The organism is Priestia sp. FSL W8-0001 (genome assembly GCF_038050335.1).
Taxonomy (GTDB): Bacteria; Bacillota; Bacilli; order Bacillales; family Bacillaceae_H; genus Priestia; species Priestia flexa.
Window position 1 is genome coordinate 1,708,947 of record NZ_JBBPAL010000001.1, and the last position, 25,978, is coordinate 1,734,924.

A 25,978-nucleotide genomic window follows, 5' to 3' on the forward strand; every position below is an offset into this window, starting at 1 on the left:
AATTTAACATAAAAAAAAGAATTATACAAAAGTTTAGAAAGAATGGTTCAAAAGTAACGGAAGTAGTAGTTTGAATAGTGATATTTTTTAAAAAAATAAACGAGATAAATTACATATGAAACTAGTAACTAAACGATTGAAGTAGTTAATGAAAAAATGAGAAAATTGTCACGAATCTTGTCGGAATGTGCAAAGGCTGTGCTATCATGCTATAATAATTGTAAGCTCGTTACGTTTAAACAAGCTCAATTAAAGAATTAAGCTACAAATTGAAGAGGTATTTAGCTGAAGCTAAATGGCCTTTTCAGTTTGCCTAGTTTAATATAAATTAGTCCTGTCGATTTAGTAGGAATTATATTTTTTAAGGAGGTTGTTTAATGAATCTATCAGCATGGGATTTATTTGTGGATCTTGGTTTCATCTCACTGTTATTAGTGGCTGGTACCATTATTCGAGCAAAGGTCAGGTGGGTACAAAACTTATTTTTACCTGCGAGTATTATTGCCGGAATATTGGGTTTAGCATTAGGGCCAAACGGTATTGGCCTCATTCCATTCACTGATCAAATTGGAACTTATCCAGGTATTCTAATCGCGGTTATTTTTGGTGCAATTCCAATTGCAACTCAAAGTGTAAAGTTTAAAGAAATAGCGGGTCGCGTAGGTAGTATGTGGTCGTATTCTCAAATGATTATGCTAGCAATGTGGGGCGTCGGTTTACTATTTTCATTGCTGCTATTAAATAACGTTTGGGGAGATTTAAACTTAGGATTTGGCTTGTTATTAGCAGCAGGATTTATCGGTGGACATGGAACAGCGGCTGCTGTCGGAGATGCGTTTGCAAAGCAAGGATGGGAAGAAGGATTATCGCTAGCGATGACATCAGCAACAATTGGTGTTATTTGCTCAATCGTAGTAGGGTTGGCGTTCATTAAATATTATTCGAAAAAAGGTGAAACAAATTATCTTGCAAGATTTGAAGACTTACCACGAGAATTAAGAACAGGATTAATCCCCCCTGAAAAGCGCACTTCTACAAAAATGGATACGGTATCATCGATTGCTGTTGATCCACTTGTCTTACATGTGGCTTTAGTGACAATTATCGCATTAGGTGGCTACTATTTAAGTGAGCTAGGTCAAACGTTGTTGCCTTCAGTAACAATACCGGCTTTTTCACTAGCTTTTCTTGTAGGTTTAGCTATTAAAGGTATTATGAAGAAAACGAATAGCGATCAGTATATTAATGCAGATGTAATGAACAGAATTAGTGGAAGTGCAACAGACTTCTTAGTTGCGTTTGGTATTGCTTCTATTAGTTTATCAGCGGTAGCAAGCTATATTGTACCTTTTGCACTGTTATTATTATTCGGTCTGTTGTTTGCATGGTTTGTATTCCGAGTTCTTTCTGGCAAGTTCTTTGGTCCAATTTGGTTTGAACGAGGAATTTTCACTTGGGGATGGATTACAGGAACAACGGCAATGGGAATCGCACTATTGCGTATCGCGGATCCTGAAAGCAAAAGTAAAACACTCGATGATTACGCGTTGGCATATATACCGATTGCGCCGGTAGAGATTCTCCTTATTACATTTGCTCCATTAATGATTGCAACGAGCCAGCATTGGTTGTTTGTGCTTATTACAATTGGAGCAAGCATAGCTATTTATTTATTTGCCATGTTAAGAGGATGGGTTAAAAACGAAAAGAAATCATCCAGTCAATCAAGAAGTATAGAAGCAAACTCAAAATAACAACTCAGCCTAAGGCTGAGTTGTTATTTTTTTAGGAGTCAAAAGGCCTATTCTAAGAAAAATTGTTAACGAGTGCATAAATTTAAGTCAGACGAGGTATTAATGAAGAGAAGCTACTATTTTATCTTTTTAGCTAGAACAACTATATTTACATCTACAGGAAAGGAGAAATAGTATGGCAAATTTTCGTTTTTATAGTATCTTAAATGCGATTGGTTTAGTTCTTGTGTTAATCGTAAACTATTTAGCGAACGCTTTACCAATAGGTGGTCAAACTACAGGTGAAGTATCTGATAGCGTACCAACACTGTTTACGCCAGCAGGCTATGCGTTTGCGATATGGGGCCTAATTTATACGCTTCTAATTATCTGGATTATTCGTCAATTTATTGCGAGAGAAGATCAAAAAGAAATCTATGCGAAAATTGGTATTTGGTTCTTCATTAGTTGTTTACTAAATAGTGCATGGATTTTTATCTTTCAATATCGTTACTTTACTCTTGCTTTACTCGTCATCGTTCTATTCTTAGTAACGCTAATGATTATTTACTCCATCATTCAAAATTCCAGAATGACAACATGGTTTATGAGGCTGCCGATTTCTATTTATATTGGCTGGGTATCCGTAGCAACAATTGTTAATGTCTTTGTTGTATTCCAAGCTAATGGAATCGAAACGCTGTTTGGTTTAGGTGAACAGACGTGGGCAATCATTATGCTTGTAGTGGGCGGAATATTAGGCGTTTTGTTTACAAGAAAAAACAGAGATATCGCATACTCACTCGTATTCATATGGGCTTTTATTGCAATTTCTGTTAAGCAAAGCGCATACTCAGGGATTGTAACAACAGTTTGGGTTGTAGTCGTAATATTGGCACTTAATATCATTGTTCAGCTCATTCGTAATTATCGAAAGTGAAGAAATCCTAGCGATTGCTAGGGTTTCTTTTTTTCGTTACGATCCTCTAATAAAGAAGATGTGAAACCGATTAAGCAAATCAATATGCCAAAAGGGACAACAATGGGAATAAAAGATAAAATAAAGGCCATTCTGTACCCTCCTTTACACCAAACGGATTTTATATATAAATATGTGAAGAAGAAAAAAATAGTCTTGGATGTTTAAAGGGATTCATTCAAGGCTATATCATAAGTAATAAAGTAAAAGAGGAGCTTAAAAATGACGTATTTAGTAGCTTATACAGATAAAGAAAATATGGAGTACAGTCAAATTACATGTAAAGATTATGCAGAAGCGGAAAGAGAGGTCCTTCGATTAGAAAAAGCAGGACACTTGCATATTGAAATTATTTCGAATCAAGAAGCATATGACGGTGACGAGTCTTCTTTTCGCGAATAGCTAGAACAAAAAAGTTATTGTAAGAAAACGAAACAAGCAGTGTTTTTCTTGAAAAAATGCAATAGAGAATGATTTTCTCTTCAATATATGATAAAGTACTATTCAGATGAGTATAGAAGAGGAGAGAATTTGGTTATATGAGTAAAGCAAATCAGTGGTCTTCACGTTTAGGATTCGTATTAGCATCTGCAGGTGCTGCGATCGGTCTTGGTGCCATTTGGAAATTTCCCTATGTGACTGGGACAAGCGGTGGAGGAGCATTCTTTTTATTGTTTGTACTGTTTACGCTCTTTATCGGGTTACCGTTGTTGTTAGCGGAATTTATTATTGGTAGGCATACTGGAAAAGAAGCGATTAGTGCATATAAAGCAATTGCCCCCAACACAGCTTGGGTTTGGATTGGACGAGTAGGCGTTATCAGCTGTCTGGTCTTGTTGTCTTTTTACAGCGTTGTAGGCGGATGGATTATTCTTTATACCATTATGAGTCTTAGTGGACTACTTACTGGAAAAGAGTATGGTGCACTTTTTAATACGGTTATTGCAGAGCCTTATCTAGTAATTGGAGCTCAGGCTTTATTTTTGATTATTAATGTATATGTTGTATCAAGAGGAGTTCAAAAAGGGATTGAGCGTACAAACAAATATATGATGCCTTTGTTATTTATTTGTTTTTTAATTATCGTTGTTCGCTCGTTAACGCTAGATGGGGCAATGGAAGGTATAGAGTTCTTTTTGAAGCCTGATTTTAGTGCCATTACAGGTACATCTGTTTTGTACGCATTAGGGCAGTCTTTCTTTTCTCTATGCGTAGGTTTATCTTGCATGGTTACTTATAGTTCTTATTTAGGAAAAGATATAAGCTTAACAAAATCTGCCGGTTCCATCTCTGTTTTAAATCTGGTTGTATCACTTCTCGCTGGGTTAGCTATTTTTCCTGCCGTATTTGCATTAGGCATGGAACCAACAGAAGGGCCAGGATTGCTTTTTGTTGTATTGCCACAAGTGTTTGAGCAAGTACCATTCGGCCCTGTATTTTTAGCACTATTTTTGCTGTTATTTTTATTTGCAACGTTAACTTCATCTTTTTCACTTTTAGAAATTATTGTGGCGGCTCTTACAAAAGAAAAGCAGGAGAAGCGTCCAAAATCTGCAGTGTTAGCAGGAGCTATTGTCTTTCTTGTTGGGTTGCCTTCAGCGCTGTCATTTGGTGTCTTAAAGCACATCACGGTGTTTGGTAGAAACATCTTTGACACAGCAGATTTCTTTGTAAGTAACTTAATGCTTCCCATTGGAAGTCTTTTAATTGCTATTTTTATTACATGGAAAATGAAAAAAGAGCACGTGTTTGAAGAATTTAAAACGGGAAGCCCAAAATCTGAAAGGTTATTTTCAACGTGGTTTATCCTAGTTAAATATATTTTGCCATTCATTATTATTGTGGTTTTATTTAATTTAGCTAGTGCCTACTAGGTAAAAAAGCACTCCAAAAGGAGTGCTTTTTTCATTTGTTATTTTGCAAAAACATGATCACCGATTGTAGTAGTGACTTCTTTTTGACGTAACCATTGATTATCTGTTTTTGAAGGGTTAAAGAAGAAGAGAGAACCGCTACCTCCCCCATGTAATGCTAACGCTTCGTTTACTGCTTTTTTCGCTTCAGCATCAGCTGGCTTGTTAATTTCACCATTGCTTACAGGTTCAAACTGGCCTTTTTGGTAAATGACTTCACGAATAGAATTTGGGAACGCATCATCATCGACACGGTTTAAGATAACAGTCGCAACGGCAACCTTTCCAGCGTAAGGCTCTCCTTTTGCTTCTGCATGTATAATGCGAGCTAATAGATCTTTGTCTGTACTGCTAATTGAGCTTGGGATTTTTAGTGTTTCATTGATTGCAAGTGCGTCAGTTTCTTTGTTGTTTTCAGCTTTTAAATCTTTAATAGAGACACCATATTCCATCCCAATTTTATAAAGGGAATCGCCGCTGTCTACGCGATGCGTTGTTTCCGCTGCGCTTGCTGAATGCCCTAATCCGAGCATAGATACTGTTAAAGCACCAATAATAGCTAACTTTTTCCACATAGTTTTATAACCTCCGATGTGTAGTGTCTTAGCGTGCACGTTCTAAAGAGTAACAGCATATGAGGTGTCTTGTCATTAATGAAAACATACCAGTCTAGGAAGATATTAAATAAATTTAACAATAATCGTAATAAATGTACACATCCTTAACGAACAGTCAGCTTTTCACTTTAATAGAGTGAGATAAAGAAGAAGAGTAACTGTACGTAAAGGTCTGCTAAGTGTAAAGAACCATTCTTATTTTTAAAAAAGAGGATTGACTTGAAATTTAAGGTGACTTATAATGAGCGTGTAACTAGTTAACCGTTTAACTGGAGTGGGTATATGAATGGGAAAATAACGATTCGAGATGTTGCAAAGCACGCAGGAGTTTCTCCCGCAGCTGTATCTTATGTGTTAAATGGTATTAACAAAGTATCAGATGAAACAAAGCAGCGAATTTTGAAAGCGGTTAAAGAGCTTGAATATGAACCAAATCTAACCGCAGTAAGCTTATCAAAGCGGAAATCAAATGTCATTGCGGTTATGTTTCCGTTAGTGAACGATTCCCTTGTTACGATGTTTAAAGATAATCACTATCAAAGTGAAATGATTAGTGGAATCGAATACGTACTTCGTAAAAATGGATATGATTTACTCATTTCAGGTGTGCAAAGCCCAAGTGAATGTATGAAATGGATTCGGAAGCGAAACGTAGATGGCCTCTTATTTTTAGGGGTATTTCCAAATCGTTTATACGAAGAGATGAAAGCGTTATCCAAGCCTATCGTGTTAGTGGATACATACGATAAGTACGAGCGTTATTTCAATCATATTACGATGAACGACGAGGAAGGTGGCTACCAGGCTACGAAACATTTAATTGATCTAGGGCACAGTGCGATTGGTTTCATTGCGCATCGAATGACAAATAGCCCCATCGACTATAAGCGGTTTATTGGCTACGAAAAAGCGCTCAAAGCAGCGGGAATCAAGCCGTGCAAATCACATGTATTCGAAGCGTTAGATAGTTCATTTGAAAATGGATACAGGATGGGAAAAGAGTTATTATCACGTCCACATTCTATGTCTGCATTCTTTGCTTCATCTGATACGCTAGCATTAGGAATAATGAAAGCGCTACAAGAGGAAGGTAAGCGCATACCAGAAGACTATTCAATTGTGGGATTTGATGATTTAACGTTTAGTAGTTATGCTACACCTAGCTTAACTACGGTACGTCAAGATGTATTTAATAAAGGATCGGTGGCTGCCACAGCAATCATTCAAGCAATTGAAAATGACACTACTGCACTTCAGCATATTCGACTGTCGACGGAGCTTATTCATCGAGAGTCCACGGCTAAAAAGAAAGGGTAAGTGGTAAGTTAATCGGTTCACTAAAAGTTAATGATGACAAAGGGGATATAAAAATGACAAAAGTAACGGTATGGAATGAGAATCGTCACGAACAAAAAAATCCAGTTGTAAGAGAAGTTTATCCGGAAGGAATTCACGGCGCCATCGCTTCATTTTTACAAGAAGCTGGCTATGCAACTGCAACAGCTACGCTGGATGAGCCTGAGCATGGATTAACTGATGAAGTTCTTGAAAATACTGATGTGCTTGTATGGTGGGGACATTTAGCTCATGAAGAAGTATCTGATGAGATTGTCCAAAAAGTACAGCAACGCGTGTTGGATGGTATGGGACTAATCGTCTTACATTCGGGGCATTTTTCAAAAATCTTTAAAACATTAATGGGAACAAGCTGTGATTTAAAATGGCGTGAAGCAGATGAAAAAGAGCGTTTATGGGTTATAGATCCTTCTCACCCAATTGCAGAAGGTATTTCAGAATTTATTGAACTTGAGCGTGAAGAAATGTATGGAGAGCACTTTGATATCCCAGCTCCAGATGAACTTGTTTTCACAAGTTGGTTTGAAGGCGGAGAAGTCTTCCGCAGTGGCTGCACGTATAAGCGTGGAAATGGGAAGGTATTTTACTTCCGACCAGGACATGAAACATACCCAACTTACCACCATAAAGATATCCAACGTGTAATTGTAAACGCTGTAAATTGGGCGAAGCCTGTTGATCGCAAGCGTCCAGTATACGGAAACGCTCAGCCACTTGAAAAAATTACGGTGAAAAACTAAAGAATTAAAGGGGAGAAGAATAATGGAGAAATTAAAAGTAGCGGTTATCGGTTGTGGAAGTATTGCTCAGTATCGCCATCTACCAGAATATAAAATGAACAAAGATGTAGAGTTAGTAGCAGTTTGCGATATTAACGAAGAGCGTGTCAATAAAGTAGCAAGTGAATACGGCGTAAAGGCTTATACAAGTTATGAAGAGCTGTTAGCAAGTGGAACGGTAGATGCAGTTAGCGTTTGTACACCGAACTACCTGCATGCTCCTATCTCGGTTGTAGCATTAAACAGCGGAGTACATGTTTTGTGCGAAAAGCCAATGGCAACGTCAAAAGAATCAGCTGAAGCAATGATTGAAGCGGCTAAAGCCAACAACAAAAAGCTTATGATTGCTCATAATCAACGCTTTGTAGCATCTCATCAAAAAGCACGCCAATTAATTGAAAACGGCGAAGTTGGAAGGATCTATAGCTTCCGTACAGCTTTCGGACACGGTGGTCCAGAAGGTTGGAGCGCAGATGGTAAAGACAGCTGGTTCTTTAGAAAAGAAGAAGCATTTATTGGAGCGATGGGAGATTTAGGTGTTCACAAAACTGACTTGCTTCGCTACATTTTAGGAGAAGAAATCGTTGAAGTTGGTGCATTTGTTGAAACAACTGCAAAAGACTTTGGCGACGTAGATGATAATGCTGTGTGCGTACTAAAAACAGAAAGCGGCATTGTGGGTACGCTAGCAGCAAGCTGGGCGTACACAAGCAAAGAAGATAATTCAACAATCATTTATGGCGAAAAAGCAATTCTTCGCCTAGAAGATGATCCAAACTATTCATTAGTAGTTCAATACACAACTGGGGAAGTTGTGAAGTACGAGTTAGGAAAAATTCAATCAAATGATGATGGTGGTCAAAGCAACTCTCACGTTGTTGAAAAATTTGTGGATGCAATCATTAACGATACAGAAACACCGGTTTCCGGCGAAGAAGGATTTAAGTCATTAGCTGTTATTTTGGCTGCTCTTGAGTCAAGTGAAACAAAACAAATTAAGCAAGTGTAATGAGGTGACAGCTGTGAAAGTAGGAATTATTGGAGTGGGCGGCATTGCAGTAGGCCGCCACATTCCCGCATTTAAACAGCTACAGGATGAGTGTGAGATTGTGGCTGTAAGTGATATTAACGCTGAGCGTGCAACGGAAGTAGCAAATGAGCATAATATTCCACATGTATTTATTGATTACAAAGACATGTTTGCAGAAGTCGATGCTGTTTGCATTTGTACACCGAATAAATTCCATGCTGAATACGCAGTAGAAGCGTTAAAAGCTGGCGTTCATGTGTTATGTGAAAAGCCAATGGCCTTATCGAAAGCTGAATGTGAGCAGATGATTCAAGAAGCGAAGAAAGCAGATAAAGTGTTAGCAATTGCCTATCATTATCGATTCATGCAGGAAGCACAGGCGGCTAAAAAAAGCATGGACGAAGTGGGGAAACCACTTGTTGCGCGAGTACGAGCAATGAGACGCCGAAAGGTACCAGGATGGGGCGTGTTTACTAATAAAGAGCTGCAAGGTGGAGGGAGCTTAATCGACTACGGCTGTCATCTTCTTGACTTAGCTGTATGGCTAATTGGGAATCCAAGCCATACAGAAGTAGTGGGATCTACGTATAACGACTTAAGCCGTTCACCCAACCAGCTAAATCAGTGGGGTACGTTTAATCACGAAACGTTTGAAGTAGATGACCACGTCACAGCCTATGTCAAATTTGATAACGGTGCATCTTTGTTACTTGAAACATCTTGGTCAGCTAACATAGCAGATGACGAAGAGCATGTAAGCATCTCTGGTGTTAATGGAGGCATCAATGTATTCCCGTTTGAATTATATACATCCAAAAATGGCATGTTGTTAAATAGCCAAGCAGCTTGGATAGATGGGGAAGAAAACTTTAGCTTATTACAAGCGAACAATTTTATTAATGCTTGTAAAGGTAAAGAGGATCTCGTTGTAAAGCCGGAAGAAGCGCTTCAAACATCAGCAATCATCGATGCTATTTATAATAGTAGTAAGAAGTAAAAAAAGGGGGAAAACAAGGTGAAACTAGGGGTATTTACCGTATTATTTGCAGATAAATCATTTGAAGAAATGCTTGATACTGTCAAAGCAGCTGGGCTTCATGCAGTGGAAATTGGAACAGGAGGCTATCCTGGAAACAATCATTGTCCATTAGATGAGCTGTTAGAAGATGAAGCCGCACGAACAGCATATAAAAATCAAATTACAAATCGTGGATTAACGATTAGCGCATTTAGTTGTCATGGAAACCCAATCTCACCAGAGGTTAATTTTGCAAAAGAATCTCATGAAACGCTATTAAAAACGATTAAACTAGCTTCGCTACTGGATGTCCCAGTTGTAAATTGTTTTTCAGGGACAGCAGGTGATCATGAGGGGGCGAAATATCCAAACTGGCCCGTTACGCCTTGGCCAAATGAGTATGGTGATGTTTTAAAGTGGCAGTGGGAAGAAAAATTAATTCCTTATTGGAAAGAAGTAGGCGCTTATGCACAAGAGAACAATGTGAAAATTGGTTTGGAGCTTCACGGTGGATTTTTAGTACATACACCGTATACATTATTAAAGCTACGTGAAGAAACATGCGATGCAATCGGTGCAAACTTAGACCCAAGTCATTTGTGGTGGCAAGGAATTGATCCTGTTGCAGCCATTAAAATTCTGGCTAAAGAAAATGCGATTCATCACTTCCATGCAAAAGATACGTATTTGGATCAAGAAAACATTAATATGTATGGATTAACAGATATGCAGCCTTATGGTGAAGTTCGCTCTCGTGCATGGACGTTCCGTTCAGTAGGATGTGGACATAGCTTAACAGAATGGTCGGATATGATGAGCGCTTTACGTACGTATGGATATGATTATGTTGTAAGCATAGAGCATGAAGACCCGATTATGTCAATTAATGAAGGGTTTAAGCGTGCCGTAACAAACCTTCAAAGTATTTTAATTGAAGAGCAGCCTTCACAAATGTGGTGGGTATAAATAAAGAGACTGAGACATAAGTAGTTCAGTCCTTACTATACCTGAACGATTGAGAGTTCATAACTTTTAATCGTTCAGGGTTTTTTGGTTGTGAAAACAATGTTGGAAACAGGGTGGAATGGAGCGTAGGACACTCGACTCCTGCGGGAAAGAGAGGGAAAACGGAGATTCCGCAGCGCAGCGAGGAAGCTCAGGTTCCTCCCCGCGGAAAGCGAGTGGCCGTAGCGCAATGGAACGAACGTGTTGAGACAAACTAAAGAGATGGGAACAGCTAGTGTTCGTCATTTAGAAGCAATCATTTTGTTATGTCCCAAACTCTTTATTTTGATACATATGGATGATTCGTAATCCAAAATCGCCAAGGATAATCCTTTGCTTCACCAGAGTTATCGATGCCAATCCTTGGCCCTGATGAAATAGCTGTAGGCGTAAATCCTTTTGAGATATACAGAGGAGAATTAGTAATGTCATGTCCATAAGCCTTCATTGTAATCGCAAGTGCTTTTGTTAACTTACCTGGTCCGTTTGTCCAATTTTTAGGCAGAGCTTGTTTTCGACGCTTTTGAATAAGATCAATTCCACTAAAAGGTTCGATTGCTCGAATTAACACGGCTTCTGGCTTATTAACTGGGCCGCTGACAATATTAACAAGGCAGTGGGTGTGCATTACATAGGTATACACATTGCCAGGAGCGCCAAACATCACTTCGGTTCGTTTTGTTCGTCGGTTATTAAAACTATGTGCAGCACGATCTTCAGGTCCCATATAGGCTTCTGTTTCAACGATAAACCCAGAAGTAGTACCTTCGCTTGTTTCGTGAATAAGCAGGCAACCGAGAAGGGATTGTGCTAAAGATAACGTTGGTTGATTATAAAACGAAGCTTCGAGAGGCTGGAGTGATAATGTACCGTTCACGGATAATCCCTTCCTTTGTATGTTAAGTTAGTCTTCAGACGTTTCTGCTTCAAAGCGTTTATATCCTAAAAATAACATAAATGATACGACAATTAATACGGTCATGCCAATAAATAAATTTTGAAACATTGATTCGATTGGTAAGCTTTTTTGCCAAACGATTGCTACTCCTGTTAAAGCTACGCCGGTAGCTCCACCAACGAACTGAGAAAGTTGTGAAAAGCCCATTCCTGTGCCAACACTATCTGAAGGTAGCATGCGTGAGATTTCGTTTGCTACGCTAGACGTAAGGGATGTGAAACCAATGCTCATAAACATATACATAAATAAAATGGCTGTAGGTGATACAGTGCTGAAAAAGGTAAAAAGTAAAGCTGCAATAGCTAAAAATAAGTGGCCAAATCGAATTAATACTTTGTTTCCGAACTGATCAATAATTTTACCAATAAAACGAGAAGCAATGGCTGATAGAATTGCACCTGGGAAAATGAGTAATCCAATTTCAGCAGAGCTTTTTTGGAAAACTTGTACCAATAATAACGGCATAATAAAAAGAGTGGCAAAGTGAGTCATGTATGCTGCAAAACCGATACCATTTAATAGTAAATAGCCTTTACTTTGAAAAAGCTTGGGCTCAATAAATGGATGGTTATGCTTGCGGATACGAATGCTTAATAAAATAATGGCTACAATACCGACCGCTAGTAATAATAAAGAATAGGAAGTTAGAAATAGTAAAAAGCCGGTCACACCCGCTGCTGTTAGGATACCACCTAGAATGTCAAAATAAACTTTCTTTTTATCTTCAGCAGGTAAAACCTTATGAAATAATGGGATGAAAATTAAAACTAACCCTGTTACGATGAATAGAAAGTTCCAACCCATATACTGCGTTACTGCTCCTCCAATAACAGGACCAAGACCAAATCCAAGTGACGCAGCAGAAGAAATCATAGACATTGATTTACCACGTCTGGATTTCGGGATATAGCGCGTGATTAAAATCATTGCTAGTCCAGGTACTGCTGCTGCTCCTGCAGCTTGAAGAACGCGGGCAAATAACAGCATTGTAAAGTTGTTCGACACAAAGCCAATAATTGAAGCAATCCCTAGCAGCGTTAAGCCAGTCGTTAGCAGCTGTCTAATCGGAATGAAGTCGGATAGTCGACTATATGTAATTGTTGCAATTGCAAAAACAACAGAATAGCCAGTAATAATCCAAGCAGAGGTTGAAGATGTTAAAGCAAATTCTGTGGATACTTTAGGAAGAGCAACGTTAAACATTGTAGTGTTCATTACTACAAGCATGATTGTCAAGCTCCAAAAAGGAATGACGACAGATTCTTTAAATGGTTTTGGCTCTAAGATTGAATGTTCTTCATTTGTAGTAATAGTAGTGGTAGTCATCTTTATCTCCTTACAAAATAGCATATTTAATCAAGATTGAATGGTATATCATTAATTCTCAAACCTGTCTACAGGTATATAAATATAGAATTTTATGATACGTTTGTCAATCTTTTTCGGGTTGCGAAATAAAATCAGGTGCGTGCACCTGATTTTAATTTCACTTTTATAGCTCTTCACCCTTCTCAAACGTAACCTTATGCTCTTTGGCAAGTTTTTTAATATCACTTGCATATTTACGCATTCCTTTTCTCGCTTCATCTAACATCACATTAGCTTCGACAATTAATTCAGGGTCCTGTTTTTCAAGAGCGCTAACAATTTTTGCAAAAGCGTTATACTGAGTATTGGCAGCTTTAATATAATCTTCATGGAGCGCCCGTAGCTCATCTGTTTCTACTTCGATTTTTTCAAGTTCTTCAATAAATTCACGATATTGTGGAATGACTTCATCCACAAGCGTATCATACATCGTAAAATCATCTGTGTAGTTAGCTCCGGATACGCTGTCATATGCTTCAACCGCCTGTATTTCTAGTTCACTGACCTTGGGGATTTCAGTATTTGAATAGTTTAATAAATCGTCTTGAACGGGGTCGTTGAGGCAGGCGGATAAAAGCAACAGCAGTGGAACAAATAGCAGCAAAAGTTTTTTCTTCATTTAACTCTCACCTCCATTGTTCAGTTTATGAACGAACTGCTTGACACAGTCTCGGGAATCTGAAAGTGAAAAAACAAAATCAAGATAGCCTCAATATTGCCATGAAGCGTACTTATATAGTAGACTTTTACTATAGTTTAATAGAATGGGGAGCTTGCGGATGCAGGCTGAGAGTATGATTAGGAAACCATCATAGACCATTTGAACCTGTTGGATAATGCCAGCGTAGGGAATGTGAGTAGATTGTAAAAGCACCTTGCGTTCATGCAGGGTGCTTTTTTATATCGAAAGGTAGGAGGATGGAAAAATGACGGCCCAAAAGGAAATAGGTCATTTATTATCTCAAGTAAGACAAGAAAAGCCACTAGTACATAATATGACGAACGTTGTTGTAACAAATTTTACAGCGAACGGTTTATTGGCTTTAGGCGCATCGCCCGTAATGGCTTATGCAAAAGAAGAAGTTGCGGATATGGCTAAAATCGCTGGAGCACTCGTGCTTAATATGGGAACGTTAACAAGTACTGAAGTTGAAGCGATGATAATTGCAGGAAAAGCAGCGAATGAGGCAGGCGTTCCGGTTATATTTGATCCAGTCGGAGCAGGTGCAACACCATTTCGTACAGCTACAGCAAGAGAGTTATTAAATAAAGTAAACATAGCAGTTATTCGAGGAAATGCTGCTGAAATTGCCAATGTTGTAGGAGAAAACTGGGCGATAAAAGGTGTAGATGCAGCACCTGAAGAAGGGGATGTCGTTACGTTAGCTAAAATGGCTGCAAAGCAGCTGAAAACAGTAGTTGTTGTAACGGGTGTACAAGATGTTGTTAGTGATGGAGATTCAGCTTATATTATCACAAACGGGCATTCAATGCTTGCCAATGTAACAGGGACCGGTTGTTTATTAACATCCGTTATTGGTGCCTTTGTTGCAGTTGAAAAGAAAAGAATTGTTGAAGCAGTTCTTGAGGCGTTATGCGCATATGAAGTCGCAGCTGAACTGGCAGCTGATAAAGCAGCAGGTGAAGGGCCAGGAAGTTTTCAAACCGCTTTTTTGGATGCTTTACACCATATTCATCCAGAACAAGTGAAAAGCGGAGCAAGAGTTGAACAGCAGTAGAAGGGAGCTAACAGAAGATGAATATTAAAGAGTATCTAAAAGTTTATTTTATTATGGGAAGCAATAATTGTAAGGGAGATCCGCGAGTCGTATTAAAAGAAGCGATTGCGGGTGGAATTACGATGTTCCAGTTTCGTGAAAAAGGAGAGGGAGCTCTGCAAGGAAAAGAGAAGTATCAGCTTGCTTATGATCTTCAACAAATTTGTAAACAGCATGAGGTACCTTTTATTGTAAATGATGATGTTGACTTGGCAATCAAATTAGGTGCTGATGGTATTCATATTGGTCAAGAAGACGAGAAAGCGTATATTGTGAAAGAAAAGGCTCCTCATCAACTAATCGGTGTGTCGGTTCATTCGATTGAAGAACTACAGCAAGCAATTAAAGATAAAGCGGATTATGTGGGAATGGGGCCTGTATTTCCAACCACTACAAAAACAGATACAAAAGCTGTTCAAGGCACAAATTTAATTCAGCAAGCTCGTCAACAGAAGATTGATTTCCCAATTGTAGGGATTGGAGGCATCACAGCCGAAAATGCTGAGAAAGTCATTCAAGGTGGTGCTGACGGTATATCTATTATTACAGCGATTAGCTTAGCAAGGTCACCTAAGCAAGCAGCAGAACAGTTGCTTCAAGCAGTGAAATGAAAAAATGCCTCCTGCGGGAGGCATTTTTTCATTTCACTATAAGCTTATAGAAGTTGGTGTATCTTTCCCTTCATTCATCAACTTGATATGAGTAGGCGTAATTTCAAGTAAAACGTAGTTAACGTCATCAGGTCCATTAAACCACTGTGACATATGATCATTCCAAAAGCGGTTCTTTAACTCTTGATTATCATTAATTTTAGCAATTCCAGACACCTCTACATAATTATCTCCGTATCCTTCGCCGCTATAGCCAAGCAAAATATGCACGTTGCCGTTTTCATCAATTTCATCAGCTTTATGCGTAGCTATGCTTGTTGGCGTGTACAAGGTAATGTCACCATCTTTTTTAAAAAACGTCATGTAGCGAGAATTAGGTTTTTGATTCACAACGGTCGCTAATGTACCCACTCGGTTTTCATCTAGTAAGTTCGATAACTTGTCCATCATTTCTTGCTTATTCATTTGAATCAGCTCCTTAAGTTTATCGTCTTACTTAAGATATACCACCGTTGGAAAAAACTAAACATCGTGTATCTATTTACTTTTAAATAGACAATAATATAATTATGTAAACTTAAATACAATAAAAAGCCCGCACTGCCGTAACTCGAAGTGTCTTAAATACCCAGATCAACTAGGTGGGTGTTCGCACAGTCGGTTTTAGCGTCCCAAGAAGGGCATGCTATCCGCAACTGAATTTTGAACTCCCTTTTAACACTCAAAGGTTTAAGACAACATGAGTATACGCACAGCGCAGGTATGTAGGTATACCTTTTAAAAAGGTATACATGGTGTGTGTTAGGAATTTTACACAATCGCAATCATGTGTACAAGAGATGATTATAAAGCAATATTTGTGGAAATGCAACATAATTATTTAATGCTAAAAAATGTATTTAAAGATGTGTTGTTTTTTGATTTATAGTTAAAAGTAAAACGAGGGGCCCTAAGATAGGTAGAACACATATGAATCAGTAGCGATGACTCCTAAAAAGAATATAGGTTAACCAAGTAAGGACAAAAAATCAACGGTCATAACGCTAACTAATTCAGAATGCTTGAAAGCTTCTATATAACCTGAAAATGAGCCTGCTGCAAAACCATACAAATAAAGAATGAGAGTGATTGTCAACAAAGACAGTAAGAAAGTGGGTGAGGTTAACCATTTGTTTAGAAGGTTAAATCCGCGACTCTTAGTTGATTTCTCGCCCTTTAGTACAAAGTAAGGTAAAAGCGCGAAGGCTCCTAATCCAAAAGAGAGCAGTGAAAAAGGCCAGCCTGGAAGTTTAAATGAGTCGTTTGGCATAATTAGTGATGCAAATAAAAGAGGGAATAGTCCTAAACAAGAAAAAATCATAACGACGAGTGGCTCCACTGTTGCGAATTGCCCAGAGATCAACTTCATCATGACGAGGTCGTTTTTTCCTTTGCTGCTAATAGCCATGCATAAATAATAAGGAAAGTCCACATGGATAGATACTTCAAAATCCTCACTCCTTTTCGTTTTATCATAGCATGTAAAAAGAAAAGCATGAAAACGTAATGTTCTCATGCTTTAATGCAAGGTACCTTGAGTGGGACGAGTAAACCAATTCCATAACTCTACTTCTCCTAAAGAAGAATAGGTAATCGACGGTTCGTTCTTTAGTTTTAGCAGTTCTTTTGTTGGTCCTGTTAAGACAATGCCGTATATTTTAACACCGTTCTTTTTTACAAATTTGTATCGGTTAGTTAACTGAAGTTCATCTGGGTTCATCCATCTAATTTGTTGAACCGTCCGTTCGTTATCAGCAAGCAGCTTCAGTAGCTGCACCACGCGCTCTTCATCCGTAAAGGTTTCTTTTTCTTCATAAAACGGTAGCTCTAGCATTGATGGGAACCCAAAAGATGAGGTTAAATCTACAAGCGGATTGCTTGTATCACTTCCTTTTGCTTCATACCCAGTGTCTAAAGCATACCAGACGGGTGAAATGTCGCTTGAAAGTGTAGAGCTAAGTTTCTCTTCAATTTCTTCCATAGTATAGGCTTGATCAAAAGAAAGCGCAATTTCACTAACTGTGCCTTCAGGGAGTTGATCAAGTGCTCCCCATGTTTCATTCGACCATTTTTGATAGAAAGAAGCGTCTTTTTCTTTTTTTACTCGCTCTGGATAAGCAAATGATAACTTCATATTATAATGGTCGTTTAAAAAGTTTTTGTCGACGTTTGTGACCCGTTCAAACAGGTGGTGAAACGTATATTGTCCGACACTTTTTTGCGCTTGTCCAATCTCTTTATACAGCGTGTACTCATTTTGTAAGCGGAAGAAAGGCTTCGTTTCGGTTCTTGAATTTTGTACATATATGTTTGGTAAAGCAGATTCAATCGCCGCTTTATCCACAGTTCGTAAATATTCACCTTTAGGAGTGAAAGAATAGTAAATAGCCGATAAAAAGCTGCCTCCTAACCAAAGTAAGATAAAAGCGCTTAGCACAGTCAATACATTAGTAAAGCGTTGTCTCCATTTCGCCCTTATCATTGAGCGCTTTGCTTTTTCCTGGTCAAACGTAGAGGAAGCAGTGACTGGCTGTATTTCTTCTTCATCAAGCAGGTTTTGAAGATAATTCATACATTCATCACACTCTTCAGTGTGGCGTTCGAGCTCTTCTACTTCTGCATCTGTCAAAGTTCCGTCTTTGTATTTTGTCCATTGGTGCTGCATATTTTGACAGCTCATACGTTCTCTTCCTTTCTCTTCTTTAATTGCTGACGTCCTCTATAAAGAGCCATTTTCACTTTTGCTAGAGTAAAGCCAGTCATCCCAGCAATTTCTTCATATGTAAAACCGTGATAATCACGAAGTAGTACAATATTTCTTTTTGGCTCTGGAAGAGAGGATACTTCTGAAAGCCACGTGTTAATTTCATCTTGCACAAACACCTTCTCTTCAGCACTTGGTTGTGGTGAAAAATGCCATTCCTCTAGTTCGACAGTTGGTCGCTTTTTTTCTTTTCGATACCAATCAATAAATGCGTGATAGGCAATTTTGAACAGCCAAGGCTTTACTTCTTCACCGCTATATGTTTCTAAATGTAGCAGTACGCGATAAAACGTTTCTTGCATAAGGTCTTCTGCAGCTTCTTTCCGCCGCGTAAGAGAGAGAAGATAGCGGAAAAGATCGTGCATATGCTGTTCATAAATTTCTTCGAAATGATGCTTAGGTGCCATTTTCTCCCCCTTTCCTTTAACTAACGGAAATGTTCGTCAAAAGTTTCTAATTATAATGTAGGAAAATATAACTGTTTTCTAAGCGCATAAAACATAAATGTTAGCATACCATATGGAAGAGAAAATGCGATGAAATTCGACAAAATTCCATGAAAAATGTCATTTTTTAAAAAAACTAAGGTTTAATTGGTGTTCGGAATGGCAAGAAAATGGTATGATAAGACTCAGAAGGTATACATTGTCATATTGATGGCGTACATAGCATTTTTAAAAATGACGCTCGTTGAAACTTCTCTCATAAAATTTTATTTAAACGTTTGAAATAAAGTAGTTTCGGGAAAAGTCACAAGATAGCTCAAACGAGTGGTGAAAATCAAGCTTTGTAGATAAAAGGTGTATATAGTTAATAAAATACAAAGGTGGGATCATCATGGATGTAGAAAATACACAAGGAACAGAAGAGCAAGCACCGAAGGTAAAAGCAGCAAAAGTCGGTGACACAATTCAGCCAAAAAAAGGTGATTTTAAAGGATACAAAGGTATCGTCATGGTGGTTCGTGATAACTCGGTCATCGTCGATTTTGGAAAAGACGCTGAAACAGGCGAATCAATGAAAACAGTCGTTAATCACAAAAACTATAAAATTGTGAAAAAGTAGGTATCCACCTACTTTTTTTCGTGACATAAAACCTTTGAGAACCCAAATAAAATCTTGTAGAATGAAGACAGCAAACCGAGAGAAAGGATATGAATTATGGCAATTGAATTAACAGATTTAGCACTACCAAGCGAGGTACTTACTCGTATTCAAGAAAGAAAACAAAAGCTAACAGCAGAAGATGAATTTTTAATTGGGAAAGGGGGCTATACTGCAGAAGAAGCTGACATCTTAGAAGATGCTCTTATTGCTTTAGCACTTGGAAAAAACGTACTTTTAAAAGGTCCGACAGGCTCTGGTAAAACAAAGCTTGCAGAAACATTATCTTATTTGTTTTCACAACCGATGCACAGCGTTAACTGCTCAGTTGATTTAGATGCTGAAGCGTTATTAGGTTTTAAAACAATCGCTGAGAAAAATGGAAAGCAAGGTATTGAGTTTGTTTCTGGACCAGTTATCAACGCAATGAAGAAAGGTCAGCTTCTTTATATAGACGAAATTAATATGGCAAAGCCTGAAACACTACCAATTTTAAATGGTGTTCTTGACTACCGTAAAATGATTACAAATCCATTTACAGGTGAAGTCGTAAAAGGAAAAGAAACCTTTGGTGTAATCGCGGCAATTAATGAAGGCTATGTTGGGACGGTTCCGTTAAACGAAGCATTAAAAAATCGATTTGTTGTTATCGATGTACCATATATTCAAGGAGAAAGCTTGCGACAAGTATTAAAAACACAATCACAGCTTCAAGATGAAAAGTTAATTAACCAGTTTGTACAGCTTTCAGGAGATTTAATCACGCAGGTTAGCAACGGTCATATTTCAGAAGAAGCAGCATCGATTCGCGCGTTATTAGATACATGCGATTTAGCGTTATATATGCCTCCACTGCGTGCTATTAAAAGAGGGATTATTGAAAAGTTAGAAGATGAAAGGGAAAAGGCAGCCATTCAAAATATTGCAGAAACGTTATTTGAATAAGGGGTGGCGCTATGAGATTTATTAAATTTAACGATAAAAACGTTGATTCATTTTTATATATGGAGCTTGCCGATTTAACAAAAACGCTTACAAAAAACGATGATATTGAAGTTGAGTATCGGGTGTCCTCTTACTATGATCCGCTACAGAAAATTATTTATCTAAGTCACTTCTGGGATAATCGACCCGATAGTGATAAAGTGTATGGCCTTAAAAGCGACGTGTTTTTAAGAGCGATTGGAAGCTATTATCACTGTGATTTCCAAGAGGTAAATGCGTATTTGAAAAAAGTGAAGCGTTCATCTGTCTCAAGTCTTGCAAAACAGCTCTTTATGCTTTTTGAAGACTTACGTTTAGAAGATGTATGTACGAAAGAAAGACCTGGTACGAAGAAAGCTTTCGCCACACGCAGAAACGTATACCGTAAGTATTTTGCTACCCAGCTCAATGCAAATTTAATAAAAAGCGTTCATACCGATGCACTCTTTAATGGCATCTATCTCTTATTAACGGCGGAAAACCCGTTTGAAGAAATTCCGTTCATTACAAATGAGGTTGATATGGCAATGCCATTTATTCGAAGCCAGCTAGTGAAGGTGTATGAAGCGAAAACTACTAAAGATATTGCGCGTATTTGCTTAGAGCTTGTTGATTTGTTTGATGATATTTTAGACAAAGACATGCTTAATACGTATTTCTTTTTGGCAGAGCTGGATTATGAAGAGTTAGAGACAGGCTTAACTTTTGACGATTTAAAACGTGAATCCAAACTTGCAAATGATGATATTTTAGAGCATGAACAAGACGGCGATGAAGATATTCATGAAGAGAAAATGGAAATGTGGCACCGTGAAACAAGTAAAGCAACGCAAAGCTTTTTGCAATTTGATATGGATCAAGGCTCTAAAACGGATATGCTAGGCGATGGTGTACGTGAAGGAGACGATGGTGATCAAGCGCTCGGTATTGTTCAAGGTGCTTCACAAAAAACGTCACGAAACGATTACTCACAGATGGAAGCAATGGATCAAACGCATCCAGAAAAAGACGGAGCAGCTGACTATGAATATGGAAAAGATAATAAGTACGCGTTTCCAGTGTTCGTGGATCCAACCATTCCCACAGACGAAGAAGTTGCTTTGTATGGTGAAAATAAACAGCTTATTTCATCTTTTCAAAAGAAGCTAAAGCAAATGATTGAGAAGACGTTAGAGCATAAAAAAACGTTACCGAGAAGTGAACTTCAGTTTGGTCGTTTAAATAAAAGGTTATTAAAGCTATGGACAGATGATAATCCTCGCTTGTTTTATAAAAAAGACCAAGAATCTCCGCAGATTGACGCGGTTTTCTCTCTACTCGTTGATTGCTCAGCATCAATGTATGACAAAATGGATGAAACGAAGCTAGGAATTATCTTATTCCACGAAGCGCTAAAATCAGTGAGGGTTCCACATCAAATCGTTGGGTTTTGGGAAGATACAAACGATGCAACTGAAACAAGCCAGCCTAACTATTTAAAAACAGTGATGGACTTTCAATCTTCTCTTAAACCAAAAAGCGGTCCTGAAATTATGCAGTTAGAGCCAGAGGAAGATAATCGCGACGGATTTGCTATTCGTCACATGACAAGACGCTTGCTAAAGCGAACGGAAAGACAAAAATTTTTACTCGTATTTTCAGATGGAGAGCCTGCAGCGATGGGATATGAACAAAACGGTATCGTTGATACGCATGAAGCAGTGCTTGAAGCAAGAAAGCATGGAATGGAAGTAATTAATGTCTTTTTATCAAACGGTGAAATTGATGAGGGACAGCGAAAAACAATTCAAAATATGTATGGGAAATATAGCATCCTAGTACCAGATATTAAAGAGTTGCCAGATGTTTTATTTCCGCTTCTGAAAAAATTACTTCATAAAAGTATTTAAGGATATTGACAGAAATGCAGATTATCCACTAATATAAGCTTATAAATGAAAAATGTTCTCCTAGAGGGGAGTAGCTTTTACCTTCTAACGATAAACGATCGTATAGGTTTAAAACAAGGTTAACTTTTAGTGAAGGAGTAGAAAGTAAGGACCAAGATCAGATTACCATTACGGAATAAGAAAACAGCCTGAGAAAAAGCTCAGGCTGTTCTTTTATTCTTCTTCCTTATCAAACCAAAGCAGTTCTTGGTCGTCAACGTCTCCGTTATAGTTAATTAACACTTCATCCCCAGCTTTAATGTCTGTATAGGCATAAAACTCGAATACGTGTTTATCAAAGTTAATTTCATAAGTAGCATTAGGGGTATAAGAGTGATTAAACAGCATCCCATAGCCTAATAAAATAGCAGAATGATTAATGCCATATTCAAATGAATAATCTGCTAAAAGCGTTTTTTCAATATGTTCATGTTCTTCGTTAGGGTAAGCAATAACAGGTGCTTCGTGGATTAAATCACCTTTTTTAATATCTTGCGTTGCAAATACCCCGCGATTAAATTCACCATCACTTAATGTTGAGGCCTTAATTTCGATCATGTGTTCACCTATTTATTCTTTCTTCTAAATTTTAGTTCCTCCTTAAGCTTGCCAGGTAATCAAGTAGAAATCAACCATATTTTAAAAATAAGTTGTCATGAATAGAAGCAGGAGTTAAGTATGGTTTGTTCCATTGCGCTGCAGATACTCGCTTTCCGCAGGGAGGAACCTGAGCCTTCTCGCTTGCGTTGCGAGGTCTCAGGCTTTCTGCTAGTGCTTCATTCCAATAGTTTTTAACTTGTTTTTGGAACTAATAAAAGACATCCAAACGATCAAAAGTGTTTAACTTTCAACAGTTTGGATATCTCGTTAGCTAACATACGTATGGCCCAGACCTTTTAGGTAATTAAACCATTGGTTTCAGCATAAATTCATGCACATATGAACGGTTAGCGTATAGCGTATACTGTGGATGCGTTTTTGCTCCCCAGCTATCGTCACCGCCTACACCCATTTGCTTATAGTTAATGCGAATGGACGTTTTATCACTAACAGGCAGCTTGTAATGATGATCATAGCTTTCAAGTTCAAACGGAGTGTGCGGTAATGCACTTAATTCAATGGTTGGTGTACCCTTAATTGAGAAACCAACGCTGTTTTCATTGAGAACGCGTGCTGAACGAACGTCCGTTTTATTCCCGCATTCCTGTGGACGTAAATAAGGTGTTACCTGTGACTTTACATCACTTGTATAATAACCAACCTTTGCTCCTGTGTTGCGATCCCAATGATTTTCATGAGGTCCTCTTCCGTACCAAGAGAGCTGGTTAAATTCTTTTGGCATAGTAAAGCGTAAGCCGAATTCAGGAATTTCAGGCAGCGTCTTGCTCGGAACGAGAGTTTGACGAATGGCAACCTGTCCGCTGTTATCTACTTTATACACAATTTCACAGGTTGTATTTTCAAGCGCATGAAAGCAAAAGCGTGTGGTAATAGCTATATGGTTTTGCTGTTCTTGTACACTGAACGATTCCAACTCTCTGTTAAGGCTTGCTTCTCTCCAAACTTGGCAGCGCTCTTGAAGTTTGTTACCCAGATCGTTATCCGTTACTGCTCTCCAAAAGTTTGGCTGCAATCCATCTAGCAATAATTCGGTATCTTTACATAAATAAGAAGTTAACAACCCAGATTCTTTGTTAAATGTAAGGGTAGCAGAGTCAGCTTTAATCGTAATTTCTTGGCATGTATCTTTTATAGCACGTGGCGCTTTTGTCTCAGCTGCAGGTTGTGAAGCAACTTGTGCCGGTAGAATAAACTGTTCAAATGCTACTTCATGACCTTTGTCAGCCCACTTGGTCTGGCTTTTTAATTTCATTGATAGAGTAGCAATAAATTCATCATCGTTTTGGGATTTTTTATAATCATCCAACGGTAATTGAATCTCTTTTGTTGTTTGAGGTTTTACATCTACTATAAACGAATAGTTATAAATGTCTTCACCATTTTTTGTCACTGTAAGCGTAAACTCATAATCTTTTAAATTTGTAAACAAGTAATCATTTTGGACAGTAAAGGTTTTTTGTCTAAGATCAGTAGCCTTCCATGATACAGCTTCATAGCATTTTTTAACTTCATACAGCTTTGGCGTCACGTCACCATTAGCAAATAAAAGTCCGTTACCGCTAAAATTGCCATCATGTGGACTTTCTCCAAAGTCACCACCGTATGCTAAATAAGTAATTCCTTCTTTTGTTGTTGTTTCAAGAGCTTGGTCTCGCCAATCCCAAATGAAGCCGCCTTGTAAGATAGGGTATTGATTAATAATATTCCAATAATCGGCTAAGTTACCGCACGAATTCCCCATTGCATGGCTATATTCACAGAGAAGATAAGGCTTTTTAGGGTTCATCAGCGCATATTTTTCAATGTCGGCCGGCTTAATGTACATCGTGCTTTCGATATCAGATGCATCGTAATCTCGGTGATGGAATATTCCTTCATAATGTACGAGGCGCGTATCATCTTTTTGCTTGAAGAAATCATACATATGCTTGAAATTTTCCCCACCAAACGATTCGTTTCCAAGTGACCAAATGACAATAGAAGAGTGGTTTTTGTCACGTTCGTACATAGAGCGACAGCGATCTAAAACATTTTCTTTCCATTCAGGCTTACTTCCCGGGATTGCATCTTGTTCCCCTTCTTGCAGGTAGCTCCATGTCCCGTGAGTCTCCAGATTTGTCTCGTCAATTACATAAAGGCCATACTCATCGCAAAGTTCGTACCAGCCTGAAGCATTAGGGTAGTGAGAGGTGCGCACTGCGTTAATATTAAACTGCTTCATTAATAAAATATCATGGAGCATATCTTCTTTTGTAATGCCGGCTCTACCTTTCGTCGCAGAAAACTCATGGCGGTTTACGCCTCTGAAAACAATTGTTTCGCCGTTAATCTTCATTAATCCATCTTTTAATTCAAATGTACGAAATCCAACCTTGCAGCTTTGTGCTTCAATTACGTTTCCGTCTCCACCTTTCAAGGTTAGCACAAGCGTATAGAGATAAGGGCTTTCTGCACTCCATTTGTTTGGTGAGGCAATGCCTGCTTCAAGCAAAGCAGTCTCTTGTTCATGTATTGAAAGAGATGTTTGCAACGGCTGATTCAGCACTTCTTTAAGCTCAGCATCATAAAGCATGGCTTCAAGCGTTACGTGTTCAGCAATTTGTTCGATATAATTCGTAATATCAGCAGAAATCGTTAGCTTTCCGTTCACATATTTGTCGTCTAGCTGTGCGCGGACGGTAAAGTCAAAAATATGAACTGGAGGAGTAGAGTATAGATAAACGTCTCTAAAAATTCCGCTCATTCGCCAAAAATCTTGATCTTCAAGCCAACTAGCATCGCTCCAACGATATACCTCTACAGCTAGTTTATTTTCACTTTCTTGAATATAAGGAGTTAAATCAAACTCAGCAGGCGTAAAGCTATCTTCACTGTATCCGACTAGTTCACCGTTTACCCATACATAAAAAGCGGATTCTACTCCTTGAAAACTAAGATAGATAGGCTGATTGTTCCAACTTTTATCTACTGTAAAAGTGCGCGTGTATTGTCCTACAGGATTATAGTTAGTTGGTGCAAAAGGTGCTTTAATATCATCATGATGTATCCAAGGATACGTCACGTTTGTATATTGTGGGTAATCGTCTCCTTGAAGCTGCCAGTGGGAAGGGACCGAAATGGATTCCCACGCGCTATGATCAAAATCTTTGCGATAGAAATCCATAATGCGTTCATCAGGGCGCGGTACCCACTGAAATTTCCAATCTCCATTCAAAGACTGATAGTAAGAAGATGAGGTATTAGAGTGTAAGGCTTGTTCTGGCGTTTGATAAATTGTCGTATTTGCATGAGCTGGTAAGCGATTTAATTGGAAAATTTCAGGATTGTTATTCCATTCAGGAAACCCGTTTGCTGGTGGAGTATAGCTGAATTTTTTAATTGTTTTTAACATGT

Annotated in this window: 24 protein-coding genes and 1 other RNA gene; 14 read left to right on the forward strand and 11 right to left on the reverse strand. The window is 38.3% G+C overall.

Translation table 11 applies throughout. The features are described from left to right. Positions 1-377 precede the first annotated feature (377 nt). From MKZ18_RS09020 to MKZ18_RS09035, 4 genes are all read left to right on the forward strand, one after another. The gene (locus tag MKZ18_RS09020; RefSeq protein WP_025910620.1) at positions 378-1,754 is read left to right on the forward strand and encodes a sodium/glutamate symporter; all 1,377 of its coding nucleotides are present in this window, start codon (positions 378-380) and stop codon (positions 1,752-1,754) included. Between the two features lie 175 nt (positions 1,755-1,929). Next, complete coding sequence (locus MKZ18_RS09025; RefSeq protein WP_061785514.1) at positions 1,930-2,673, forward strand: TspO/MBR family protein; 744 nt, start codon at positions 1,930-1,932, stop codon at positions 2,671-2,673. 261 nt (positions 2,674-2,934) lie between these two features. Beyond that, positions 2,935-3,114: a hypothetical protein gene (locus MKZ18_RS09030; RefSeq protein ID WP_025908856.1), complete on the forward strand. Its 180-nt coding sequence runs from the start codon at positions 2,935-2,937 to the stop codon at positions 3,112-3,114. A gap of 137 nt (positions 3,115-3,251) precedes the next feature. Then, a complete protein-coding gene (locus MKZ18_RS09035; protein WP_025908855.1) occupies positions 3,252-4,586 on the forward strand; it encodes a sodium-dependent transporter in 1,335 nt (444 codons plus the stop codon). Between the two features lie 38 nt (positions 4,587-4,624). Here the strand turns inward: MKZ18_RS09035 and MKZ18_RS09040 are convergent, their stop codons facing one another. Then, a complete protein-coding gene (locus MKZ18_RS09040) occupies positions 4,625-5,200 on the reverse strand; it encodes a cell wall hydrolase (protein WP_251385377.1) in 576 nt (191 codons plus the stop codon). 324 nt (positions 5,201-5,524) lie between these two features. On the opposite strand from MKZ18_RS09040, the gene MKZ18_RS09045 reads away from it, so the two are divergent. Genes MKZ18_RS09045 through MKZ18_RS09065 form a run of 5 tightly spaced genes read left to right on the forward strand, consistent with a single transcriptional unit; the run spans position 5,525 to position 10,391 of the window. Further along, positions 5,525-6,559 (forward strand): LacI family DNA-binding transcriptional regulator, encoded by a 1,035-nt coding sequence (locus tag MKZ18_RS09045; protein WP_061786620.1) that lies wholly within the window; start codon positions 5,525-5,527, stop codon positions 6,557-6,559. Positions 6,560-6,612: 53 nt separating this feature from the next. Continuing rightward, entirely contained in the window at positions 6,613-7,338 is a 726-nt protein-coding gene (locus MKZ18_RS09050; protein ID WP_025910546.1) for a ThuA domain-containing protein, read from the forward strand. 22 nt (positions 7,339-7,360) lie between these two features. Beyond that, positions 7,361-8,386: a Gfo/Idh/MocA family protein gene (locus tag MKZ18_RS09055; RefSeq protein ID WP_144594018.1), complete on the forward strand. Its 1,026-nt coding sequence runs from the start codon at positions 7,361-7,363 to the stop codon at positions 8,384-8,386. A gap of 13 nt (positions 8,387-8,399) precedes the next feature. Next, the gene (locus tag MKZ18_RS09060; RefSeq protein ID WP_144594019.1) at positions 8,400-9,404 is read left to right on the forward strand and encodes a Gfo/Idh/MocA family protein; all 1,005 of its coding nucleotides are present in this window, start codon (positions 8,400-8,402) and stop codon (positions 9,402-9,404) included. An 18-nt stretch (positions 9,405-9,422) separates the two neighbouring features. Then, positions 9,423-10,391: a sugar phosphate isomerase/epimerase family protein gene (locus MKZ18_RS09065; RefSeq protein WP_025910540.1), complete on the forward strand. Its 969-nt coding sequence runs from the start codon at positions 9,423-9,425 to the stop codon at positions 10,389-10,391. A gap of 319 nt (positions 10,392-10,710) precedes the next feature. On the opposite strand, the gene MKZ18_RS09070 is transcribed toward MKZ18_RS09065, so the two are convergent. The 3 genes from MKZ18_RS09070 to MKZ18_RS09080 all read right to left on the reverse strand — a co-directional run bounded on the left by MKZ18_RS09070 (position 10,711) and on the right by MKZ18_RS09080 (position 13,375). Then, positions 10,711-11,307 carry a DNA-3-methyladenine glycosylase gene (locus MKZ18_RS09070; RefSeq protein ID WP_025910538.1) on the reverse strand — a complete coding sequence of 199 codons (597 nt, stop codon included), beginning with the start codon at positions 11,305-11,307 and terminating at the stop codon, positions 10,711-10,713. Between the two features lie 27 nt (positions 11,308-11,334). Next, the gene (locus MKZ18_RS09075) at positions 11,335-12,714 is read right to left on the reverse strand and encodes an MFS transporter (RefSeq protein WP_076513150.1); all 1,380 of its coding nucleotides are present in this window, start codon (positions 12,712-12,714) and stop codon (positions 11,335-11,337) included. 166 nt (positions 12,715-12,880) lie between these two features. Further along, positions 12,881-13,375: a hypothetical protein gene (locus MKZ18_RS09080; RefSeq protein ID WP_061785805.1), complete on the reverse strand. Its 495-nt coding sequence runs from the start codon at positions 13,373-13,375 to the stop codon at positions 12,881-12,883. 307 nt (positions 13,376-13,682) lie between these two features. On the opposite strand from MKZ18_RS09080, the gene thiM reads away from it, so the two are divergent. Together thiM and thiE are read left to right on the forward strand one after the other, a co-directional pair. Then, positions 13,683-14,495 carry a hydroxyethylthiazole kinase gene (thiM, locus tag MKZ18_RS09085; RefSeq protein ID WP_025910534.1) on the forward strand — a complete coding sequence of 271 codons (813 nt, stop codon included), beginning with the start codon at positions 13,683-13,685 and terminating at the stop codon, positions 14,493-14,495. A 17-nt stretch (positions 14,496-14,512) separates the two neighbouring features. Continuing rightward, complete coding sequence (gene thiE, locus MKZ18_RS09090; protein ID WP_061785804.1) at positions 14,513-15,145, forward strand: thiamine phosphate synthase; 633 nt, start codon at positions 14,513-14,515, stop codon at positions 15,143-15,145. A 36-nt stretch (positions 15,146-15,181) separates the two neighbouring features. Here thiE and MKZ18_RS09095 read toward each other — a convergent pair whose 3' ends face one another. The 5 genes from MKZ18_RS09095 to MKZ18_RS09115 form a co-directional block, all read right to left on the reverse strand. Next, positions 15,182-15,610 carry a pyridoxamine 5'-phosphate oxidase family protein gene (locus MKZ18_RS09095; RefSeq protein ID WP_061785803.1) on the reverse strand — a complete coding sequence of 143 codons (429 nt, stop codon included), beginning with the start codon at positions 15,608-15,610 and terminating at the stop codon, positions 15,182-15,184. A gap of 123 nt (positions 15,611-15,733) precedes the next feature. Continuing rightward, a non-coding RNA gene (ssrS, locus tag MKZ18_RS09100) (6S RNA) lies at positions 15,734-15,911 on the reverse strand. A gap of 240 nt (positions 15,912-16,151) precedes the next feature. After that, on the reverse strand, positions 16,152-16,556 hold the full coding sequence (locus tag MKZ18_RS09105; protein ID WP_239428717.1) for a hypothetical protein: 405 nt from the start codon (positions 16,554-16,556) through the stop codon (positions 16,152-16,154). A 147-nt stretch (positions 16,557-16,703) separates the two neighbouring features. Beyond that, positions 16,704-17,864: an anti-sigma factor gene (locus tag MKZ18_RS09110; protein WP_025910529.1), complete on the reverse strand. Its 1,161-nt coding sequence runs from the start codon at positions 17,862-17,864 to the stop codon at positions 16,704-16,706. Then, positions 17,861-18,355, reverse strand: a complete 495-nt coding sequence (locus tag MKZ18_RS09115; RefSeq protein ID WP_061785801.1) for an RNA polymerase sigma factor — start codon at positions 18,353-18,355, stop codon at positions 17,861-17,863. The genes MKZ18_RS09110 and MKZ18_RS09115 overlap by 4 nt, the downstream gene beginning before the upstream one ends. 427 nt (positions 18,356-18,782) lie before the next feature. On the opposite strand from MKZ18_RS09115, the gene MKZ18_RS09120 reads away from it, so the two are divergent. The 3 genes from MKZ18_RS09120 (at position 18,783) to MKZ18_RS09130 (ending at position 21,925) form a co-directional block, all read left to right on the forward strand. Continuing rightward, positions 18,783-19,013, forward strand: coding sequence for a DUF2187 family protein (locus tag MKZ18_RS09120; protein ID WP_025910525.1), 231 nt, complete (start codon positions 18,783-18,785; stop codon positions 19,011-19,013). A 96-nt stretch (positions 19,014-19,109) separates the two neighbouring features. Continuing rightward, entirely contained in the window at positions 19,110-19,997 is an 888-nt protein-coding gene (locus tag MKZ18_RS09125) for an ATP-binding protein (RefSeq protein ID WP_025910524.1), read from the forward strand. Between the two features lie 11 nt (positions 19,998-20,008). Further along, positions 20,009-21,925 carry a vWA domain-containing protein gene (locus tag MKZ18_RS09130; protein ID WP_076513156.1) on the forward strand — a complete coding sequence of 639 codons (1,917 nt, stop codon included), beginning with the start codon at positions 20,009-20,011 and terminating at the stop codon, positions 21,923-21,925. 213 nt (positions 21,926-22,138) lie between these two features. Here the strand turns inward: MKZ18_RS09130 and MKZ18_RS09135 are convergent, their stop codons facing one another. Both MKZ18_RS09135 and MKZ18_RS09140 read right to left on the reverse strand, forming a co-directional pair. Then, positions 22,139-22,522 carry an SET domain-containing protein gene (locus MKZ18_RS09135; protein WP_025910521.1) on the reverse strand — a complete coding sequence of 128 codons (384 nt, stop codon included), beginning with the start codon at positions 22,520-22,522 and terminating at the stop codon, positions 22,139-22,141. 346 nt (positions 22,523-22,868) lie between these two features. Then, entirely contained in the window at positions 22,869-25,976 is a 3,108-nt protein-coding gene (locus MKZ18_RS09140; protein WP_340842560.1) for a glycoside hydrolase family 2 TIM barrel-domain containing protein, read from the reverse strand. Positions 25,977-25,978: the final 2 nt, after the last annotated feature.

What these genes read in the sequence shown, in the direction of transcription:
- MKZ18_RS09045 (WP_061786620.1), top strand. Translation starts at nt 5,525, where the DNA reads ATGAATGGGAAAATAACGATTCGAGATGTTGCAAAGCACGCAGGAGTT.
- MKZ18_RS09080 (WP_061785805.1), bottom strand. Translation starts at nt 13,375, where the DNA reads ATGAAGAAAAAACTTTTGCTGCTATTTGTTCCACTGCTGTTGCTTTTA.
- MKZ18_RS09095 (WP_061785803.1), bottom strand. Translation starts at nt 15,610, where the DNA reads ATGAATAAGCAAGAAATGATGGACAAGTTATCGAACTTACTAGATGAA.
- MKZ18_RS09040 (WP_251385377.1), bottom strand. Translation starts at nt 5,200, where the DNA reads ATGTGGAAAAAGTTAGCTATTATTGGTGCTTTAACAGTATCTATGCTC.
- thiM (WP_025910534.1), top strand. Translation starts at nt 13,683, where the DNA reads ATGACGGCCCAAAAGGAAATAGGTCATTTATTATCTCAAGTAAGACAA.
- MKZ18_RS09140 (WP_340842560.1), bottom strand. Translation starts at nt 25,976, where the DNA reads ATGTTAAAAACAATTAAAAAATTCAGCTATACTCCACCAGCAAACGGG.
- MKZ18_RS09030 (WP_025908856.1), top strand. Translation starts at nt 2,935, where the DNA reads ATGACGTATTTAGTAGCTTATACAGATAAAGAAAATATGGAGTACAGT.
- MKZ18_RS09130 (WP_076513156.1), top strand. Translation starts at nt 20,009, where the DNA reads ATGAGATTTATTAAATTTAACGATAAAAACGTTGATTCATTTTTATAT.
- MKZ18_RS09020 (WP_025910620.1), top strand. Translation starts at nt 378, where the DNA reads ATGAATCTATCAGCATGGGATTTATTTGTGGATCTTGGTTTCATCTCA.
- MKZ18_RS09105 (WP_239428717.1), bottom strand. Translation starts at nt 16,556, where the DNA reads ATGATGAAGTTGATCTCTGGGCAATTCGCAACAGTGGAGCCACTCGTC.
- MKZ18_RS09110 (WP_025910529.1), bottom strand. Translation starts at nt 17,864, where the DNA reads ATGAGCTGTCAAAATATGCAGCACCAATGGACAAAATACAAAGACGGA.
- MKZ18_RS09135 (WP_025910521.1), bottom strand. Translation starts at nt 22,522, where the DNA reads ATGATCGAAATTAAGGCCTCAACATTAAGTGATGGTGAATTTAATCGC.
- MKZ18_RS09125 (WP_025910524.1), top strand. Translation starts at nt 19,110, where the DNA reads ATGGCAATTGAATTAACAGATTTAGCACTACCAAGCGAGGTACTTACT.
- MKZ18_RS09115 (WP_061785801.1), bottom strand. Translation starts at nt 18,355, where the DNA reads ATGGCACCTAAGCATCATTTCGAAGAAATTTATGAACAGCATATGCAC.
- MKZ18_RS09050 (WP_025910546.1), top strand. Translation starts at nt 6,613, where the DNA reads ATGACAAAAGTAACGGTATGGAATGAGAATCGTCACGAACAAAAAAAT.
- MKZ18_RS09035 (WP_025908855.1), top strand. Translation starts at nt 3,252, where the DNA reads ATGAGTAAAGCAAATCAGTGGTCTTCACGTTTAGGATTCGTATTAGCA.
- thiE (WP_061785804.1), top strand. Translation starts at nt 14,513, where the DNA reads ATGAATATTAAAGAGTATCTAAAAGTTTATTTTATTATGGGAAGCAAT.
- MKZ18_RS09075 (WP_076513150.1), bottom strand. Translation starts at nt 12,714, where the DNA reads ATGACTACCACTACTATTACTACAAATGAAGAACATTCAATCTTAGAG.
- MKZ18_RS09025 (WP_061785514.1), top strand. Translation starts at nt 1,930, where the DNA reads ATGGCAAATTTTCGTTTTTATAGTATCTTAAATGCGATTGGTTTAGTT.
- MKZ18_RS09055 (WP_144594018.1), top strand. Translation starts at nt 7,361, where the DNA reads ATGGAGAAATTAAAAGTAGCGGTTATCGGTTGTGGAAGTATTGCTCAG.